Origin of the sequence: Bacteroides sp. (assembly GCF_030151085.1) — a bacterium.
GTDB lineage: Bacteria > Bacteroidota > Bacteroidia > Bacteroidales > Bacteroidaceae > Bacteroides.
This window is the reverse complement of record NZ_JASLER010000085.1, coordinates 63,993-81,273: the sequence shown is the minus strand read 5'-3', so window position 1 is coordinate 81,273 and position 17,281 is coordinate 63,993. Positions and strand designations below refer to the sequence as shown.

Annotated in this window: 15 protein-coding genes; all 15 read left to right on the top strand. The window is 45.2% G+C overall.

What is annotated here, in order from left to right; genetic code table 11:
• Positions 1 to 5: 5 nt before the first annotated feature.
• The 15 genes from Q1W14_RS18100 (at position 6) to Q1W14_RS18030 (ending at position 17,225) form a co-directional block, all read left to right on the top strand.
• Positions 6 to 968 carry a fimbrillin family protein gene (locus tag Q1W14_RS18100; RefSeq protein WP_300703974.1) on the top strand — a complete coding sequence of 321 codons (963 nt, stop codon included), beginning with the start codon at positions 6 to 8 and terminating at the stop codon, positions 966 to 968.
• 44 nt (positions 969 to 1,012) lie between these two features.
• Positions 1,013 to 2,023, top strand: a complete 1,011-nt coding sequence (locus Q1W14_RS18095) for a fimbrillin family protein (protein ID WP_300703971.1) — start codon at positions 1,013 to 1,015, stop codon at positions 2,021 to 2,023.
• 24 nt (positions 2,024 to 2,047) lie between these two features.
• The gene (locus tag Q1W14_RS18090) at positions 2,048 to 3,034 is read left to right on the top strand and encodes a fimbrillin family protein (RefSeq protein ID WP_300703969.1); all 987 of its coding nucleotides are present in this window, start codon (positions 2,048 to 2,050) and stop codon (positions 3,032 to 3,034) included.
• Between the two features lie 21 nt (positions 3,035 to 3,055).
• Positions 3,056 to 4,078, top strand: coding sequence for a fimbrillin family protein (locus tag Q1W14_RS18085; RefSeq protein WP_300703966.1), 1,023 nt, complete (start codon positions 3,056 to 3,058; stop codon positions 4,076 to 4,078).
• A 1-nt stretch (position 4,079) separates the two neighbouring features.
• On the top strand, positions 4,080 to 5,150 hold the full coding sequence (locus Q1W14_RS18080; protein ID WP_300703964.1) for a fimbrillin family protein: 1,071 nt from the start codon (positions 4,080 to 4,082) through the stop codon (positions 5,148 to 5,150).
• A 23-nt stretch (positions 5,151 to 5,173) separates the two neighbouring features.
• Positions 5,174 to 6,013: a fimbrillin family protein gene (locus tag Q1W14_RS18075; protein WP_300703963.1), complete on the top strand. Its 840-nt coding sequence runs from the start codon at positions 5,174 to 5,176 to the stop codon at positions 6,011 to 6,013.
• Positions 6,014 to 6,029: 16 nt separating this feature from the next.
• Positions 6,030 to 6,836, top strand: coding sequence for a fimbrillin family protein (locus Q1W14_RS18070; protein WP_300703961.1), 807 nt, complete (start codon positions 6,030 to 6,032; stop codon positions 6,834 to 6,836).
• Between the two features lie 18 nt (positions 6,837 to 6,854).
• Positions 6,855 to 7,892 carry a fimbrillin family protein gene (locus tag Q1W14_RS18065; protein WP_300703958.1) on the top strand — a complete coding sequence of 346 codons (1,038 nt, stop codon included), beginning with the start codon at positions 6,855 to 6,857 and terminating at the stop codon, positions 7,890 to 7,892.
• Positions 7,893 to 7,907: 15 nt separating this feature from the next.
• Complete coding sequence (locus tag Q1W14_RS18060; RefSeq protein WP_300703957.1) at positions 7,908 to 8,960, top strand: hypothetical protein; 1,053 nt, start codon at positions 7,908 to 7,910, stop codon at positions 8,958 to 8,960.
• Positions 8,961 to 8,977: 17 nt separating this feature from the next.
• The gene (locus Q1W14_RS18055) at positions 8,978 to 10,093 is read left to right on the top strand and encodes a DUF4906 domain-containing protein (RefSeq protein ID WP_300703952.1); all 1,116 of its coding nucleotides are present in this window, start codon (positions 8,978 to 8,980) and stop codon (positions 10,091 to 10,093) included.
• Positions 10,094 to 10,116: 23 nt separating this feature from the next.
• Positions 10,117 to 12,627 (top strand): DUF4906 domain-containing protein, encoded by a 2,511-nt coding sequence (locus Q1W14_RS18050; protein WP_300703950.1) that lies wholly within the window; start codon positions 10,117 to 10,119, stop codon positions 12,625 to 12,627.
• A 168-nt stretch (positions 12,628 to 12,795) separates the two neighbouring features.
• Positions 12,796 to 12,981, top strand: coding sequence for an HTH domain-containing protein (locus Q1W14_RS18045; protein ID WP_300703949.1), 186 nt, complete (start codon positions 12,796 to 12,798; stop codon positions 12,979 to 12,981).
• A 124-nt stretch (positions 12,982 to 13,105) separates the two neighbouring features.
• Positions 13,106 to 13,366 (top strand): hypothetical protein, encoded by a 261-nt coding sequence (locus tag Q1W14_RS18040; RefSeq protein WP_300703946.1) that lies wholly within the window; start codon positions 13,106 to 13,108, stop codon positions 13,364 to 13,366.
• Positions 13,260 to 15,575 (top strand): DUF4906 domain-containing protein, encoded by a 2,316-nt coding sequence (locus tag Q1W14_RS18035; RefSeq protein ID WP_300703945.1) that lies wholly within the window; start codon positions 13,260 to 13,262, stop codon positions 15,573 to 15,575. The genes Q1W14_RS18040 and Q1W14_RS18035 overlap by 107 nt, the downstream gene beginning before the upstream one ends.
• Before the next feature lie 90 nt (positions 15,576 to 15,665).
• A complete protein-coding gene (locus tag Q1W14_RS18030; protein WP_300703943.1) occupies positions 15,666 to 17,225 on the top strand; it encodes an ATP-binding protein in 1,560 nt (519 codons plus the stop codon).
• Positions 17,226 to 17,281 lie beyond the last annotated feature (56 nt).

Sequence of the window (17,281 nt, the reverse complement as noted above, 5' to 3'; positions counted from 1 at the left end):
ATATTATGGAACGTATGAAATACATATTCAAGCTATATCTGCTGTTGCTATCTCTGGCACTTCTTGCCTCCTGCACGGAGCGCTCCCTCGAACTGCGTCCCGAACCGGAACCTGATCCCGAACCGGTTGTTGTTCGTCTCTATACCGGCATCCAGACCCGCGCCGCCGTTGACGCTTTCGACGGTACGCCTCTCTGTGTGGCATGTGGAACTGCCACGAGCAGCTATACGGAGTGTTGGGATGGCGTGGCCACTGATAACGAAATAGTGCTTACCCCTGTACGTTATTATCCCTTGGATGGTAGTCCCCTGTACTTGCGCAGTTTCTATCCTCCCGCACCTTTGAGCGCGGACGGTACGCTGGTCCATACCCTTACGGGAGAAGAAGATCTGCTAATGAGTCCTGAACTTGCCGGTTCGCAGGATAATCCTTTCACGATGGAGGAGGAGCGGCGGCTTACCCATCGCCATCTTCTGACTAAACTCAGCTTCCATCTGAAATTGGATGCTGCCGAAACCGACAAATACAGTATTCGTGCACTTCACTTGAATGGCTTGACCCGTCAGGTGACACTTTCCCTGTTGACTGAAGAACTGAGCAGCGACGCTTCCACGATTTCCGTCACTGTTTATGACGCTACGGGAAACGGTTCCGGCTTCCCCTTCGAGAACGGTGCCGCCGATCTTCCGGGCTATGTGTTTGTGCAGCCGAATGCTGAATTTACGATAGACCTTCATTTGGCTGTTGATAACGAACCGGCCCATGACTTGGTCTATACGGAACTTCCCGTTCATTTTGAAGGCGGCTCGGGCGAGGGTGGAGTGGCCTATACAGTAAAGGTTGACATTCCTGATCCTGTTTCTCCCGATCCTGTGGAGATCAGTGTTACAGCTGCGGTAACTTCGTGGAAAGATGGCAACGGCGGTAGTGGCGAAATTGTTCCGGATAAGGATAAAAGCAAAGAATAAAGAATTTTATATTTAATAGTATATTAACTAAAACGAACTTAGAAATGAAAACAAGAATTGGTTTGGCAGTATTGACGCTATTGGCAGTCGGCTGTAGTGAGAGTGAAAACACAAACACACCCGATGTTCAGGTGAATGCAAAAGCAATCCGTATCGGACAGAGTGTGCAGGGATTGACCCGTGCTGTGGTAGCGGATGGTAATAATGTGTCGGCAACCGTGCTGATGTGTGACGGAGCAAGTGCAGACTGGAGCAGCTTCATTGCGGTAAGATCAAATGATATTACGTCCGGTATCGGTGAATTAAAAGTCCGTGCTAACACATCTACAGCTTCCTTTAAGGCTGGAACAAGTACAGAGGTTTCTTTGAACCCGACGCTTTACTATGATAATACATCGTCCACAATGAAATCTTATCTGGCGGCAGTGGCTCCTACCGGTAGTCTGGCTGCTTCGGGTACAATTGTTACCATGAACGATGTAGACGGACAACAGGACGTGATGTATGCTACGGCTGTGGATGCAGGTAGCGAAGGCACACCGGCTTCTCCTATTAATCTGTCTTTCAACCACCTCACTACCCAATTGAATTTTCAAGTGAAAATGACTGAGGCTTCCGGTACCGGTGATTGGGATGGTAAGACCGTGACTGTAAAGAATATCAAGGTTCAGAGCGCACAGCTTCCCCAATCGGTAAATGCAGCAGATGGTGTTGTTACCTGGAGCAGTGCATCACCACTGTTTGTACCTGGCATTAACAATCCTGCTTTGAGTGGAACACTTGCCAAGATAGGCAATCCGGTTATGATTAAGGGAGAATCTTTAGTGAAGTTGGATGTAACCTTGACTGTTGGCGGAACTGATTTGCTATTTTCTAATGTGCCCATTAAAGATACTACTTCCGACTTAGTTACTGTAACAGGAAGTTCACACCTTATTTCTTTGAATGTGACTGAACCTGAAGCGGCTTCCGGTTCCGGTGTTGCTATCATTGACGTTACTGCTACTGTAGCCAAGTGGGTAGTTGGAACTCCCGGTAATGCCGATTTGAAATAATGTATTAAACCTTGTGTCATGTGTATGAAACGGAAACTACTTGGAATTTTGTCAAGCTATTGCCTGCTCTTGCTTTCGCAAGGTTGTGCGGACATTACCGCTTTGCCTGATACGGACGAGGCGGTAGTTCCGATACGTCTTTGTGCCCGTGGAGGTGCAATACAAGGCTCGGTGGTTACCCGTACCGAACCCAAAGAGGCATTCACTGCTTCGGTTGCTTTCTCTACAACCCAGGGGAACTATACTTCCCTGAGTGACGACGAATATGAAGGCGTCTGGAAGGCATCTGTCGGTGCGGAGGGGACTATGACGTGGACATCTAAAGAGGGAAGCACTACGTCCGCTTCTCCTTTTTATCCTCGTTATGGAGCTTACCTCTATCTGGTGGCCTATTCCCCCCAGGCTGTACCAACCAATGGAGAGGTTTCTTACACGCTGACCGGGCAAGAAGATTTACTATATGTAAAGGAGTTGCAAGGTAACTGCTGGGATGGCGAAAAGTTCTCAGGAAATACGCAGTCCGATAAGGACAAATCCCTCACATTCAACCATCTTCTTACACGCCTTTGCTTTAAGGCATGCAAGAAGCAGGCGGATGGACTGGCAGTGAAGATTACACGTATCACGGTGAATGAGGCCCTGACGCAGGCGGTGGTTCCCTTGGCAACGGGAGTACCGGCATTTTCGGCTACAACTCCCGGCCTGTCATTGACACCTAAAGATGGCGGTAAGGACGTTACGGGTACTACTGCTGTGGCAGTGGGCAATCTGATGCTGCCGCCACTCGGTAATACCGGTAAATACACGTTGACGGTAGAAACCTCTGTGGGTACATTTAGCAATATCGAAATTTCCTATGGCGGAGTGTCTGCGGCGGATATATTGAAAGCAGGTATATCCCACGAAGTGACTTTGAGTATTGCCGATAAATCTCTTTCCATTACCTCAGTAGAGGTGAAAGAATGGACTCTGGTAGAGGCGGGTGATGTGGAGATAGGAGAGAGAAATTAAGAAATAGAAGAGATGATTAGTATGAATAAGCAAAAAATGAATCTCCGGTATATGTATTGGGCATTGCCTTGCATGTTGCTGTTTGCCGGATGCGAAAATGAAATTTCGCAGGATACCGAAAATAAGGAACCGGTGGAATTGCAGATAGATCCTATGGTGGCAACAACACGCAGCGCCATACAGGAAGCGACGTCTATGCAGAAGGTAGCCGTATATGCTACAGGTACTGATTATACCGATGCTAAGACTAATAATTATGCGGTATATACATATAGTAGTAGCAAATGGGGTAATAGCGGAACGGATAAGATTTACCTGACGAATGCAGAAGCTACTATCTATGGTTATTATCCCACCATACCAAAGCATGATGCCGATTTGAATATATCCGTTACTTTATTGGAGGGAACCGATGCTACCACTATTACCGCTGTCGATAATGCAGCAAGTGGCAGTACGGCTATAGCTTCTGCTGCTGGTGAAGTAGATTGTATGTGGGCAAAAAAAGTCGAAAAGGTATCGAATGCATCGGAAAAAAGCAGTGTGAAGCTTGTGATGAATCATGCTCTTGCTATGGTAAGTTTTCAGGTATATAAAGACGCCTCTTACCAAGGTGCGGGCAGTTTGACAAAATTTGTAGTGGAGAATGCGGCAAGTAGCAATGTGTTAAGTAAAGGCACCAATCCGAAAATGAGGATAACCGACGGTATGCTTACCCCCGGTGCTGCACAGAATGCCAAGTACACACGTACTATTCTAAATGGATATACACTGACTGCTGATAAAGGGACTTCTAGGAAGTTTAGTATTCTGGTATTGCCTATCAATGATGCAATAGGAACTGACAAGATAAAAGCAACCTTTACGGTAGACGGAGCCGATTATTCGGTGAACTTGAAACAACCCACGGCTAATTCAGGTAAATGGCTTGCCGGATCAAACCATCTTTATACGGTAAAACTGGGCGGTACGGAAGTTAGTATCACTGAGGTTGAAGTTACAAAATGGACTGAAGTGGCAGGTGGAGATCTTGATATAAAATAATATGAAACAAACCCTTTTACTCCTCTGCATCCCCCTTTTTATAGGGGGATGTGTGGAGGAAAACAATTTGATTGAAGAAGGTGACCGTATTGCCCTGCAACCCGGTGTTACTACCGCTGTCACAAGTCCTGCCGACAGCCGTTCCATCGTGAATAACGTTGGTATGGCCGCCGATCGGATTAATACTGTTGGCATCTATGTGGGCCGTGCGTCGGATATGACTCTTTATCCCGGAACTTCGGCTACAGGTACGGTTTTCACTGTACCTACGGTAGCAGGAAATGTGTGGACTTCGGCAACTAAAGTTTATGTACACGGCATAGCGGGAAGACTCTTTGCCTGGTCGCCCTCTGCACAGACTGTGAAGGGAAATGCGTCCGGAGGACCTACCATCTCTGTAGGTATACCTGCCGCGCAAACCTTCAATGGGGCGAACGAGTATGAGTGCTCCGTGAACGACTATATGTATGGTGCAGGTACGGGGCTTTCCGGCTCGGAAGTGGCTATCTCAGTGAGTAACACTGCATTCACTCCGAAGATCTATATGCAACACGCGCTGGCACAGATTGCTTTTCGCATGGTGAATGCCGCTGACCGCCCTGCGGATGCTGCATATGATTATGTGAAGAAGGTTACTTTGACCGCTAACAATAGCGCGACACCTTTTAAGGTGGTCAGCAGTGGTTCCATGACATTGGCAGCCGGTACACTGTCCGGGCAGGCAAACGCCGGCGAACTGACTTTTACCCCTTCGGCAAACCCAAAACAGGTGGGTGTTGTGGGTAGTCCTGCTATCGTAGCATACGGGTTGGTAGTTCCTAAGGCTGCGGCAACTACCGGTGTTACCATCAAGCTTTCTCTGTTGCTGGGTGAAGCCTCGCTGAGTAAGACAGATACGGAACGCCTCTTGGTCATTGAGAGTACCGATGCTTTCAATCAGGTTTGGGAAAAGGGAAAACGTTATGTTTATACCCTGACTTTAGGAAAGCGCGGCATTACTATCTCTGATGCGGAGATTGAGAGTTGGGGGAAGATTGAAGATAGTGCAGATATGCCTCCGGTGTTGAATTAAGAATGTATTGGAAGATGAAATGTATGAGAAAATATATAATTGGATGCTTGGCTTGTTGGGTGGTGCTATGTGCGGCTTGTACCGAAAGTGATGTTTTGCCGTTGCCGGATGGCAGTCCGCTGACCCTTGTTGCCGGTATTGAAAGCATTTCGTCCAACGAAACGCTTACCCGTGCTACTGCTGAGAATGAGTATGACCGCAGTACGTTCAAGGTTAACGACCGCATCCGTATTACCCGTACCCGTAGCGGTAGTGCTTCTTCAACGGTGGATTACATCTATAATGGCACGGCTTGGGCACCTGTTATTTCAGGCAGTGATTTATTGTTTGAGTCCGGTGCTACCTATCAGGCAGTTTATCCATTGGATTATAATGGTGTCCGTTCTGACCAGAAGACTGTGGAGAATTACCGCTTGAGCAACCGCTTGGAGACTCCGGCAACGGTGAAGGCTTCGAATACGGGTGTGCTGTCCTTTAAAAATCCGGACTGGTTTGTACATAAAAATGTGAAACTTACATTGAAGTTTGAGGGTAAGGTTACATTACCCGCCACTTCTGATTTCTCTGTACAAGGAGTCGGACTCTATTCCGGTGGCAGCAGCGATGAGAATGTCTATCCCTTCCGTCCGGACGATACGAAACATGACTGGCATGTTATCATTGCTCCGAAAGCTGTGGCTACGGATATAAATGTGACGGTAATTACTTCGAATGGGGTGAGTTATAAATGTAAAGTCTCCTGCGGCAGGGTTGCAGGAAAGAATTATATCTATACGTTGACGATACAGAATGATGTACTGGTTCCGGTAGGTGAAACAATCAAACCTTGGGTGAATGAATCTGTCTTTGACGGAAGTCTTTAAAAGTTGTATGGAAGATATGAATAAGATACTTATAATGATGTTCGGTGTATGGTGTTTGGTTTCCTGTACGCAACAGGAGGACGATGCGCCACGCATGCTGGAGGTATCGGCGGAGATTGCCCCGCAAACTACTACCCGCACGACGGAAAGTACCGTCAGTTCGTCGGATTACGACAAACTGACATTTGACAACACTGATGAAATTCTGATTCAGAAGAATAGCGAAACGGCAGTAACTTATACGAAAGGTACGAATACATGGAAGCCCAAGGATGCAAATACTTTCATTACTACCACCAGTAGCAGTGATCTATTTACAGCTTCTTATCCTACCGGTTATACAGGGATACTGCAAGACCAAAATACTTTTGCCGGTTTCTGGAAAAGTAAGAAATTAACCTCTACAGGAGAACTGAATGGAAATAAAGTGACTTTCAGTTTTACTCCGGCAGTGGCAAAGATAAGTGTGGTAGTTTCCTATGGCGATGTACAGAACTCAGTTACCGCTTCGGTAGCAGGAACCGCTATACGCGGAGGTAGTGGAAGCGAGACTATTAATCTTTTGCAAACCAGTGTTTCTACCAATAAGAAACGCTATTCTTTTGCAGGTATTATAGAGCCGGGAAACAGCAGGACATATATTATTACTTTGGTTGCCGATGTAGATGGTACAAAGAGTCATAACCAATCTACCTCTTTGACAATGAAGGCAGGGTATAATTATCAATATACCTTTACTTCGACGAATGAATTGATTTTGACGGGTGTAACGGTACTTCCGTTCAGCGAACCGATAGAAGAGGATAGCGGTAGTGCTACCTGATATGGAAAATGAACTATAATGGAAACAGATATGGATAAACGAAACTTCATACAAACAATAGGTTGTCTTTTCCTCGGCTCTCTGCTGTTGGGAGCCTGTGAGGGAAGCGGTTTACCGGATGTACCGCAACCGGAAGAGGAGGTACTGCAATTACAATCGGTGGACATGGCGGGAGATCCCGCTGCATCTACCCGCGCTGCTGTGACTTCTGTTGAAACAATCAGTGTGTATGCAACGAAAACCACTCATGCGGAATACGGCAGTAATCCGTTGTCAAAATATACTTTATCGGGAGGTAGCTGGAGTTCGGATAATGCACCGCTGATAGCGACCGAGAATGGCGGAGAAGCCTATTTGTATGCCTGCTATCCGGTGGTGAGCAGCGTGTCCAATCGTACGGATGGCAATCATACGGTAGCTGCATCGGTTAACGTAACTGCCGGTTCTAGGGACTTTAAGGCAACGGATCAGGACGATTACTTATATGCCAGTCCTGTTACAGGTGGTAAAAATACGGTGACGGTATCTTCCGTTGAATATACCCATGTCACTTCGTCGCTACGAACCGTTAGCTTTTCGATGCGTCATGCCCTTGCCAAGGTTAGTTTTAAAGTGAAGAAATCGACTGCCGCTACAGAGAAATTACTACTGAAATCGGTAGAAATACTTAGTGCCACAAACCGTTTGCAAACGGGTGTAGGGACTATGAACCTGCGTACGGGTGTTTTGAACGGTCTGGCATCTGTTTCTTCATTGACATTGACCGATGCAACAGGAGTAACTTTGACCACCACGCTGACTAACCCGAACGTGACCTGCCTCATTGCACCGATGACGGCATCGGAGTCTATCCTCTCATTTCGTCTGACGGTACGTGTCGACGGCGAAACGGCAGACCGTACTTTTGAAACAAAGGTGGTGAATGCCGTGCAATGGACTGCCGGTAACCACTATGTGTATACCATTACGGTGGATAAGATGAAAGCAGGGTTGAACGGCATCCAGATAGATGACTGGAAAAGTGATGCAAACCAGAATACGAATATTGGTATTTAGTAAGGAAAGGTGGATATGAAACGAAAACTTTTAATGATAGGCATTTGGATTTTACTTTCTGCGGGCGTAGTAGTACCTGCCGGATGCAGCTCTGCAGATATATTGCCTCCTGTGCCCGAACCCGATGCAGGAGAGCCGGTTGCTGTGAGTTTCTCACTTTACTGCTATACGGCAGAAGTGGAAGAGAAAGCGAACACGCGTGCCGAAGAGGTACGGCAGGATATGGCAGTGGGAAAAACATTCCGTGTATATGCTTATCCGAAGGATGCTACGGATCTGACTTCACCAAAAGCGACCGCTATTTATACGGTAATTACTGCTGCTACAGTCACCACGTCTGCCATGGCAACGGGGGACCTTTATCTGTATCGTGGTGCGTACGACCTGTATCTAGTGTCTTATAATCTGGAAAGTGAAACACCGGAACTGATAGCCGGAACAAGTAATATTAAAACCGGAAACGGTAAAGACGTAATGTACACCATATTGAAGAATGTAGTGGTACAACCTAACAGCACGGGTGACAGCAAGCTGGACGTAGAATTGAACAATCCGTTTACCCGTTTGGGTGCGCAGGTGAAGGTAAAGGTGAAAGGAAACTCTAATTCTCCGGTTGCAATTACCGGGATTGACCAGCCGAACTATATCAAGATAACCGGATTGCCTTTGTCGCTGATTTATGGCTTGGGTAATTCGGATTGGGATGCTATACCGGCTGCATCTTCTGCAGATGTGTATAAGGACTCTTATACTTTTGGCGGATTTACAAGTGAGAACAAAAATGACTACAGAATACCTTGGGTGAGTGCACCATCTGTGGTACTTCCGGTGGATGGGTCGCAGTTATTGAATTTTGATGTTAACCTGACAGTATGGTATGAGAATAAAACCAAATCTGTTACGGATTCCTATGAAGCTTCCATACAGAAAACGTTATTGCCTGGTATGACGTACGAGTTTGAATTTACCTTGACTTTTTATGGAATATTGTCGCCTACCGATTTGACGCTGGCAGTGAGAGAATATGATACGATCACCCTTTCTTCAGATGGGTTGGGAGGCAACTGAACTAATAACTTTCGGATATGAAACAGACAAGATATATTTGTAAATGGCTTTTCCTGTTTTGCTTGGGAATGATTTCCGTTGTTTGGAGTGGTTGTGCCGAAGAGATAACAATTCCGGAGGAGGAAGGAATGATTACTTTTCAACTTTCACTGCCTCCTGCTTTGGATATAACCACTCGTGGCGGAGCTTTAGATTATATTACCATTAGTGATGTATGGGTATTGCAGTATAATGAAAATACGGGAGCCTTCATTATGGGGAACAACTTCTCCGGTGATGCCATTGGAAATACGGAGACTAACCAGACAATCAAGGTTACCACCTCTAATTTTTCCAATGTGAAAAGTAACTTTTATATTATAGTCAATGCAGGTACTGGTTTTCTGACGGACTTTATCAAAGCAACAACAGCAGACCGAAGTGAGGCGGCACTGAAAAAGAAGACCGTCAACCTTAATCTGGGAGAAACGGTCCAACCTTCACTTTTGACTTGCGGTCCGTTGAAGTATTCCCCCGATGCGACCGGTAAGGTAGTGCTGGTAGCTCCCTTGCAGCATCCGTGTGCACGTATTGCCGTACAATGGAATAAGACGGCTGATTTTAAAGGATCTATAGAGATAGATTCGGTGAAAGTGAAAAACCTTCCCCAAAAGATGGCGCTTTACAGCCGTGGAGGAGGAAAATTATCGGACACTTATCCGGTATTATCGGAGATTGCGACTGGTTTTGTTGTTATCAGGAACTCTTCACTCGATTTTGGAACTCCTTGCTTTTTTTATATGCCTGAAAATTTGCGTGGTACAGGCACGGCAACCTCTTTTCCGGAGAAAGGACTGGAAGAGAAAGGGCCGAATGGTACATTGGCAGGATGTACTTGCGTGGTGCTGACAGGAAACTATAAATATCCCAAGACGTCTACGGAACAATATCCGGGTATCGTAAAAGTGGAATATCGTATTTATCTGGGAGGTAACTTGTTGAAAGATTACAATATACAACGGGGATATGAATATAAACTGGCTGTAAACATCAGTGGCGTTAATAGTGGCGATATACGTGTGACGATCACTGACGGGGCGGTTGTGGTGTTTGATGATGTGGAGACGATTAAGAAGGAAGTGGAGTTCAAATAAATGACAGGATAAAAATGGGACTAATGAAACATATATACCGGATAGGCTTAATGAAAGGGTTGTTTGCAATCGTTCTACTCGCAGGAACAGCTTCTTGTGTAGATTATCTGGATGCACCTGCTCCGGTTATACCTGACGGGAAAGAGGTACAGGTGGAATTATCATTTGGCTTTGCCGATGAAGAAGACGGGTATGACCTTTCGGAAACAACCCGGGTAAGTGGCACGGCAGTGGTGGAGGCACAGAGTGATGCTTTTGTAGTGACACCTACTCCAAAAGTACGGACGCGGTCGGGAGAAACGACAACGGAGATTACTCAGCCGGATGCGTTGTATGAACTTCATGTGATACAATATACACAAGCAGGGGGATTGATTGGAAGTGTGAAATATACTGCCGGAGCTACCACCATCGGTGAAAAGCTTACTTTTACTTTGACGCAAGCGGATAATTGCCAACTGGTAATTTTTGCACGGGGGCAGGGTAATACGAAACCCAGCGTTTCGGGTAATCTTTCCAATTTCCAGAGCTTGATAATGCCGAGCGAAGTCTTTAAGAATATTCCTACAAGTGGGGCAACGCAGTCGCAGATGAACAAGATGCCTTACATCCTCCATTTGCCGCATGTAAACGTAACGAGCGACGGCAAATTACAAAGCTTGACAGGTGCTCACGATGCCCGTTTGCTACTGAAACGCCTTGCTGTGAAGTTGACCGTAAACTGGAAAATGTCGGATGCACTGACAACGGATCATTATGGACTGAAGGAGGTTAAGCTTTGTCAGGTGCCGGTTGACTTTCGTATTCTTCCGACAACCGAGTCAACGGAATGGGGAACGACTTATCCGTCGGCTGTATCAGAGTTTGGCGATACTTATCGAATAACAGATGCTACAGAACTGGCGACCCTAAAGCAAACCGTATGGATACCTGCCAATGTGCGGGGCAGTTCGGCAAAGGCTACTTCGCCTTATTACCGCACGAAGGAGAATGCTCCTGACGCTGCTTCGTATGTAGAATTGGTGGTGGACAATTCGGTGAAGCAGGAGCGTCTCTATTACCGTGCCTATTTGGGTGGTAAAGAGACTACCGACTTCAATCTGAAAGAGAACACGGATTATGATTGGACGCTCACGGTGAATTCCGCTAACTATCGTACAGATGGACGTATCCAGTTGCTGGACCAGACACCGGTGGTAAGTACGAACCTTGTGCCTACATCGAACTGCCTGATGATGAAGCCCGGCACGAATATTTGTTTCAATCCGTATAAACATACATCCGGGACAGGTGGATGGAATGATGAATTGGTATCAGGCGGCGTAATATTACAAAATAAAGCAATCAGTTCGGTAAAGGTATTGTGGCAAACAAAAGACGCAGGAACATCGGGCGATTTGGTGATGGGGTATGTGATTGATGACAATCACCATGAAAATTTGGTAAATGTATCGGATATTGAGGATAAGGACAATGCTTTAGTACATGTGAAAGTACCTATAACCAAAGGAGGAAATGCGGTAATTGAATCTAAAAATAGTTTGGGAGAAACAGTTTGGAGTTGGCATATCTGGATTAGTGATTATGTACCTGTTGTGATGAATGTTAGCAATATAACCAATGATGCTACACGGAGCATGGCTATTGCGGCTGCTCAAAACGCAACTCAGGGCGGTATGGTACAGGTATATGGAGGTGTTTCATGGACAAGTTCCGACGGTGCTTTCTATAAGTCGGTGATAATGGACCGTAACTTAGGAGCAACGAAAGCTGGTTTGCAGGCAAATTTGATAGACAGGGTAAGTACTTTCGGATTGCTTTATCAGGGAGGGCGGAAAGATCCGTTCTTCAGTACGGCTGATGGTACTACTAATGAGGTGAAGACAATTTATGACGGATATGGGAAAACAACTGAAATAGGGAAAATCAGTAGGAGCAGTGTACCTTATCAGACGCTGATACAATTTCCGCTTAATTTTTATTATCCGGGAGGAGGCGGTATTCTAAATTCAGATAAAAGTTCTGCTTGGAATGGTAGGAACAAGACTATTTACGACCCATGTCCTGATGGCTGGAAGGTTCCTTTGAATGAATACAAGACAAATAGTGCTAAATATTCTTTGTGTGCAGGATTTGGATCAACGAATGCTTCCACTGTCTATGAAGATGCATACGGAAATAATGATAACATCATGTATTGGAATGGCGAGAACCTTACTTCGATGAAAAGTAACGGTGGCATTTCAGCGAATGGAGTAGATGTACCGGGAGCCGGTTTTCTATATTTTGGCGGTTCCGGTGAAAGTGCAGGCAGTTATTCAAACAAGTCTGCTTTCTTTCCGGGGGTGTCTTTGCGCGAAACGACTTCCGGCAAGTATCGAAGTTCGGTAAGTAACAATTCGGTCTTTCTTTGGGCTTCTACTTTGTCGAAAACAGCTAATCATTATATCTATCAAATTCAAACAGGAAAACTCTCTTTTCAGCATCCGGTGGAAGATGGGTATGGGTTTTCTGTACGGTGTGTACAGGAATAAATAACAGATAATTTTCGATCTTTGACATGTTGGAATAACGGAAAACAATTAGTATCTTTATAAGAGGGTACTACTTTTTTAGTTATAGAGAAGATTTCCCATTGTGCAGAAGAAATTGAGTTTAGGAAAATTGGTCGTATAAATGGCGGAATAGAAATACCGACACCTTTGCATCGGAATGTTTATGAAGCTTTAAAATATAATCCTAAAATAAAAGCTGCAACTTTGGCTGATAATATAGGCGTTAGTGAGAGAACTATTACGCGTATTATAGCAGATTTAAAAGCTTTAAATTTGATTGGTCGTAAAGGTGGGTATAGACATGGGGAATGGATAATTAAAAATGTAGAGTAAAGTAGTAACGAGACATGGGGTTTGTTTTCCGTCCCGCTTCGTGCATAACAAGTGCATGAGGCGGGACGGCTTGTTTTCTGTTGTTCCGATAGGTATAAATGAATGATATAAATATAATAATGATATGAAATGGATATTATTGATTTTTTGGGGGGTATTGGTCACTTGTGTGGGATTAACGGGATGTGATGAACGGATTGATGAAACAGTATCTCCATCTGTGGGTGAAAAACTGGTGGCGGTGTCGCTGAACTTTGGTTTTGCAGAAGATACTGGTGATGAGTTGTACCGCAACGGCTCGCCGCAACGGCTCGCCGCAACGGCTCGCCGCAACGGCTCGCCGCAACGGCTCGCCGCAACGGCTCGCCGCAACGGCTCGCGTTGAAAGCAGCATAGCTGCTTTCAACGCGAGCCTCGTACCTCCGGTGTTAACACGTGCTTCGGCAGGTACTCCCGATAAACTTTATAACCTTGAAATCCGGCAGTATGAGTCAAACGGGAATTATATAACGGGAACAGGAAATGATTATGGAAATGTGGAAATTGGGAAATCTTTAAGTGTTAATTTGAAGGAACGTAGTGATTGCCAACTTGTACTTGTGGCACGCGGAAGTGGCGGAGCGGTGAGTGCTTTGGGTAGCAATTCTTTAGGAAAGGTACAGAGCATGATTATAAAATCGTCAGTTATAAGCGCGGTTGACCCTTCTGGTTCGGGAGGTATCAATGAAATGCCTTATGTGCTTCATCTGGAGCATGTGAAGGTAGCTGTGGTTGGCGGTATCCCTGTCATTCAGAGCAAGGAAGGTAATTACGATGTCCGTCTTTTATTGAGGAGGCTTGCGACACGGTTGACGGTGAACTGGGATGTATCCGGCGAATTTACTACTGCTGGTTACAAACTAAAGGAAGTAAAGCTTTGCCAAGTGCCTGCTGATTATCGGCTTCTGCCTAATAAAGAAGAAACTGAATGGGATATAACTTATCCTTCTACGGTTGTGGAATTTGTGGACTACTACCGTCTGATGGATACTGAACTGGCAAATGCAAACGGTACAAAGACGGTCTGGATACCTGCCAATGTACGTGGAATATCAGCCAATGCTACTTCGGCTTATTACCGTACGAAAGAGAATGCACCTGTTGCTGCCTCATATGTGGAACTTGTGGTGGATAACTCCCAAAAGAAGGAGCGTCTTTATTATCGTGTCTATCTGGGAGGCAAGGAGACTACCGATTTCAATCTTTATGAAAATACGGATTATGAATGGACGGTTCATATCAACTCTGCAAACTACCAGTTGGACGGACGTATCCAGCTGCTGGACCAGACGCCGGTGGTAAGTACGAACCTTGTGCCTACATCGAACTGCCTGATGATGCTGCCGGGTACAAATATCTGCTTCAATCCGTATAAACATGAAGCAGGTGAGGGTGGATTGAACACATATCTGAGCGGAAAGAGTATTGCGAAGGTGCAGTTACTTTGGCAAAGTAAAGATAACGGAACGTCGGGGGAACTGGTAATGGGATATGCGATAGATGCCGATAACCATCAAAATTTGGTCAATTATGAGAACATTACTGACCACGATAATGCACGGGTGTACGTTAAAGTACCTCAAACGCAAGGTGGCAATGCTGTAATAGCTGCTTATGATGGCAGCGGTACAATTATCTGGAGTTGGCACCTCTGGATAACCGATTATGTGCCGGCACGTATCAATGCCACCGCAATCAGCAGTACTGAAACTCAGAAAGCGGAGCTGACAAAAGCTGTGAACGCCACTTCCGGAGGATCTGTCCATCAATATGGTGGACCTGCATGGGCTTATAGTTCCGGAAAATTTTATGGCAAAGTTATAATGGATAGAGCTTTAGGTGCCTTGCGCAACACCTATTCGGAAAACAATGCACTTGAATCGGCCCGTGCTTACGGGAATATCTACCAATGGGGACGCAAAGATCCGATGCCCGGTTCGGCCGATGGAGGACGGGATGATATCGGCTTGATGTTTGATGCGGTCGGAAAAACAATAGAGCTGCGAAAATTATCGAACGGAAGTTTAGAACTGGCTATACAACACCCGGATGCTTTTTATAAAGCCCTTCATGTAGATAATTGTTGGGGATCGGGGATAAAGCAGATTTATGATCCATGTCCTTCGGGGTGGAGGGTTCCTGATTTCCAGAAAGCAGATGGCACAAAAAATATTTTCTCTGAATTTAGTTGGAGTACACTTAGGATGCTGACCGGGATAGAATGGAGAAATAGCAATGTATCTATAACTGAAAGCGTTTTCAATATCAGAAATGGTATGGAATATACAACTCCGAGAGGAGATAAGGTCTGGTTTCCTTTTTTTCGAATGCGTGAATATGGAACGGGATTACTTCGTGACCCATACCGGAGTAACGCTACTGGAGAAACTCAAGCCTTTGCGGCAAGCTTAGTTCCTGCTTTTACGATGTACAGCGCTGCTGAATCAAGTAGCATTTATGGTTACTATGTCGAGTTTAAATACGCTCCTCCCGGAAGTGATTATGGAACGGTAGACAAAGCATACGGCTTCAGCGTACGATGTGTGCAGAACTAATTATGACAGATAATTTTTGATCTTTGACATGTTGGAATAACGGAAAACAATTGCTATCTTTGTGTCACTAACGATACAAAGAAATAAGCTATGGATTCAATGTTGCTTCGTAAATTACCTATAGGCATACAGACTTTTGAGGATATCCGAAAGGGTAATTATTTGTATGTGGATAAGACTGCTCTGATGTGGCAGATAGCCAATACAGGTAAACCCTACTTTCTGAGCCGTCCGCGCCGTTTTGGTAAGAGCCTACTACTCTCTACTTTCGAGTCTTATTTTCTCGGGAAGAAGGAGTTGTTCAAGGGGCTTGCCGTAGAACGGTTGGAAACGGAATGGAAGCAGCATCCGGTGCTTCATTTGGATTTGAATGCGAAAAAGTACGAAACTCCGGCAGATTTGGTAGCAATGTTGAATCAGCATCTGGAGAAATGGGAGATGTTGTACGGTGATGAAAAGAAAGGTCGAAGTCCGGAAGAACGCTTTGCTTATGTGTTGCAACGTGCTTACGAGCAGACGGGTTGCCAAGTTGTGGTTCTTGTGGACGAATACGATAAACCACTGTTACAGAGTCTGACTAATTTACCTTTGCTGGAAGATTATCGCCAGACGTTGAAAGCTTTCTACGGTGTACTGAAAAGCTCTGACCGCTACTTGCGTTTCGCATTCCTTACGGGGGTGACAAAGTTTGCACAGGTGAGCGTGTTCAGCGATTTGAACCAGTTGAACGACATCAGTCTTGACTATTCTTATGCCACCCTTTGTGGGATTACCCGACAAGAGTTACAGGATACTTTTGTACCTGAAATTGAATCTTTTGGTAAAGTTAACCAGTTAACTCCTGAAGAAACGGTGGCTGCTATGGAACGGAATTATGACGGTTATCATTTCCATCCCAAAGGCGACGGGGTTTTCAACCCGTTCAGCGTACTGAATGCTTTCAGTAAAAAGGAATTGGGCAGTTATTGGTTTCAAACCGGTACCCCGACTTTTTTGGTGGAGTTGCTTAAACAGAGCGATTATGATTTGCGCACTCTACTTGATGGCATCGAAGCTCCTGCTTCTTCCTTTATGGAATATCGCATGAATGTGATGAATCCGATTCCTCTTATTTATCAGAGCGGGTATCTGACGATTAAGGGATACGATAAAGAGTTTGACAATTATTGGTTGGCTTTTCCTAACGATGAGGTACGTTATGGTTTTATGAACTTTGTGATTCCTTACTATACTTCATTGAAAGATAATGATCAGAATTTCTATATCGGTAAGTTCGTTCAAGAGCTTCGTGCAGGTGATGTTGATTCTTTCCTCACACGTCTTCAAGCTTTCTTTGCGGATATTCCTTACGAACTGAATGACCAAACTGAGCGTCATTATCAGGTGGTGTTCTACTTAGTTTTCAAGCTGATGGGGCAATTTACGGATGCTGAAGTTCGCAGTGCGCGTGGTCGTGCAGATGCCGTGGTGAAGACTCCCAAATACATTTATATATTCGAATTCAAACTGAACGGTACTGCCGAACAAGCTTTGCAGCAGATTGATGAGAAAGGTTATCTGATACCTTATCAGACTGACAGTCGCGAAGTAGTGAAGGTCGGCGTTGAGTTCAGCGCTGAAACTCGTAATGTGGGTCGCTGGTTGCTATAAATATATTTTTTCTTATTTAATTTAATTGTTTTCCGTCCCGCTTCGTGCATTGTAAT

Bases quoted from the DNA above. Each gene is read 5' to 3' on its own strand.
- Q1W14_RS18100 (WP_300703974.1), top strand. From the start codon at position 6: ATGGAACGTATGAAATACATATTCAAGCTATATCTGCTGTTGCTATCT.
- Q1W14_RS18095 (WP_300703971.1), top strand. From the start codon at position 1,013: ATGAAAACAAGAATTGGTTTGGCAGTATTGACGCTATTGGCAGTCGGC.
- Q1W14_RS18090 (WP_300703969.1), top strand. From the start codon at position 2,048: ATGAAACGGAAACTACTTGGAATTTTGTCAAGCTATTGCCTGCTCTTG.
- Q1W14_RS18085 (WP_300703966.1), top strand. From the start codon at position 3,056: ATGAATAAGCAAAAAATGAATCTCCGGTATATGTATTGGGCATTGCCT.
- Q1W14_RS18080 (WP_300703964.1), top strand. From the start codon at position 4,080: ATGAAACAAACCCTTTTACTCCTCTGCATCCCCCTTTTTATAGGGGGA.
- Q1W14_RS18075 (WP_300703963.1), top strand. From the start codon at position 5,174: ATGAGAAAATATATAATTGGATGCTTGGCTTGTTGGGTGGTGCTATGT.
- Q1W14_RS18070 (WP_300703961.1), top strand. From the start codon at position 6,030: ATGAATAAGATACTTATAATGATGTTCGGTGTATGGTGTTTGGTTTCC.
- Q1W14_RS18065 (WP_300703958.1), top strand. From the start codon at position 6,855: ATGGAAACAGATATGGATAAACGAAACTTCATACAAACAATAGGTTGT.
- Q1W14_RS18060 (WP_300703957.1), top strand. From the start codon at position 7,908: ATGAAACGAAAACTTTTAATGATAGGCATTTGGATTTTACTTTCTGCG.
- Q1W14_RS18055 (WP_300703952.1), top strand. From the start codon at position 8,978: ATGAAACAGACAAGATATATTTGTAAATGGCTTTTCCTGTTTTGCTTG.
- Q1W14_RS18050 (WP_300703950.1), top strand. From the start codon at position 10,117: ATGAAACATATATACCGGATAGGCTTAATGAAAGGGTTGTTTGCAATC.
- Q1W14_RS18040 (WP_300703946.1), top strand. From the start codon at position 13,106: ATGAAATGGATATTATTGATTTTTTGGGGGGTATTGGTCACTTGTGTG.
- Q1W14_RS18035 (WP_300703945.1), top strand. From the start codon at position 13,260: ATGAGTTGTACCGCAACGGCTCGCCGCAACGGCTCGCCGCAACGGCTC.
- Q1W14_RS18030 (WP_300703943.1), top strand. From the start codon at position 15,666: ATGGATTCAATGTTGCTTCGTAAATTACCTATAGGCATACAGACTTTT.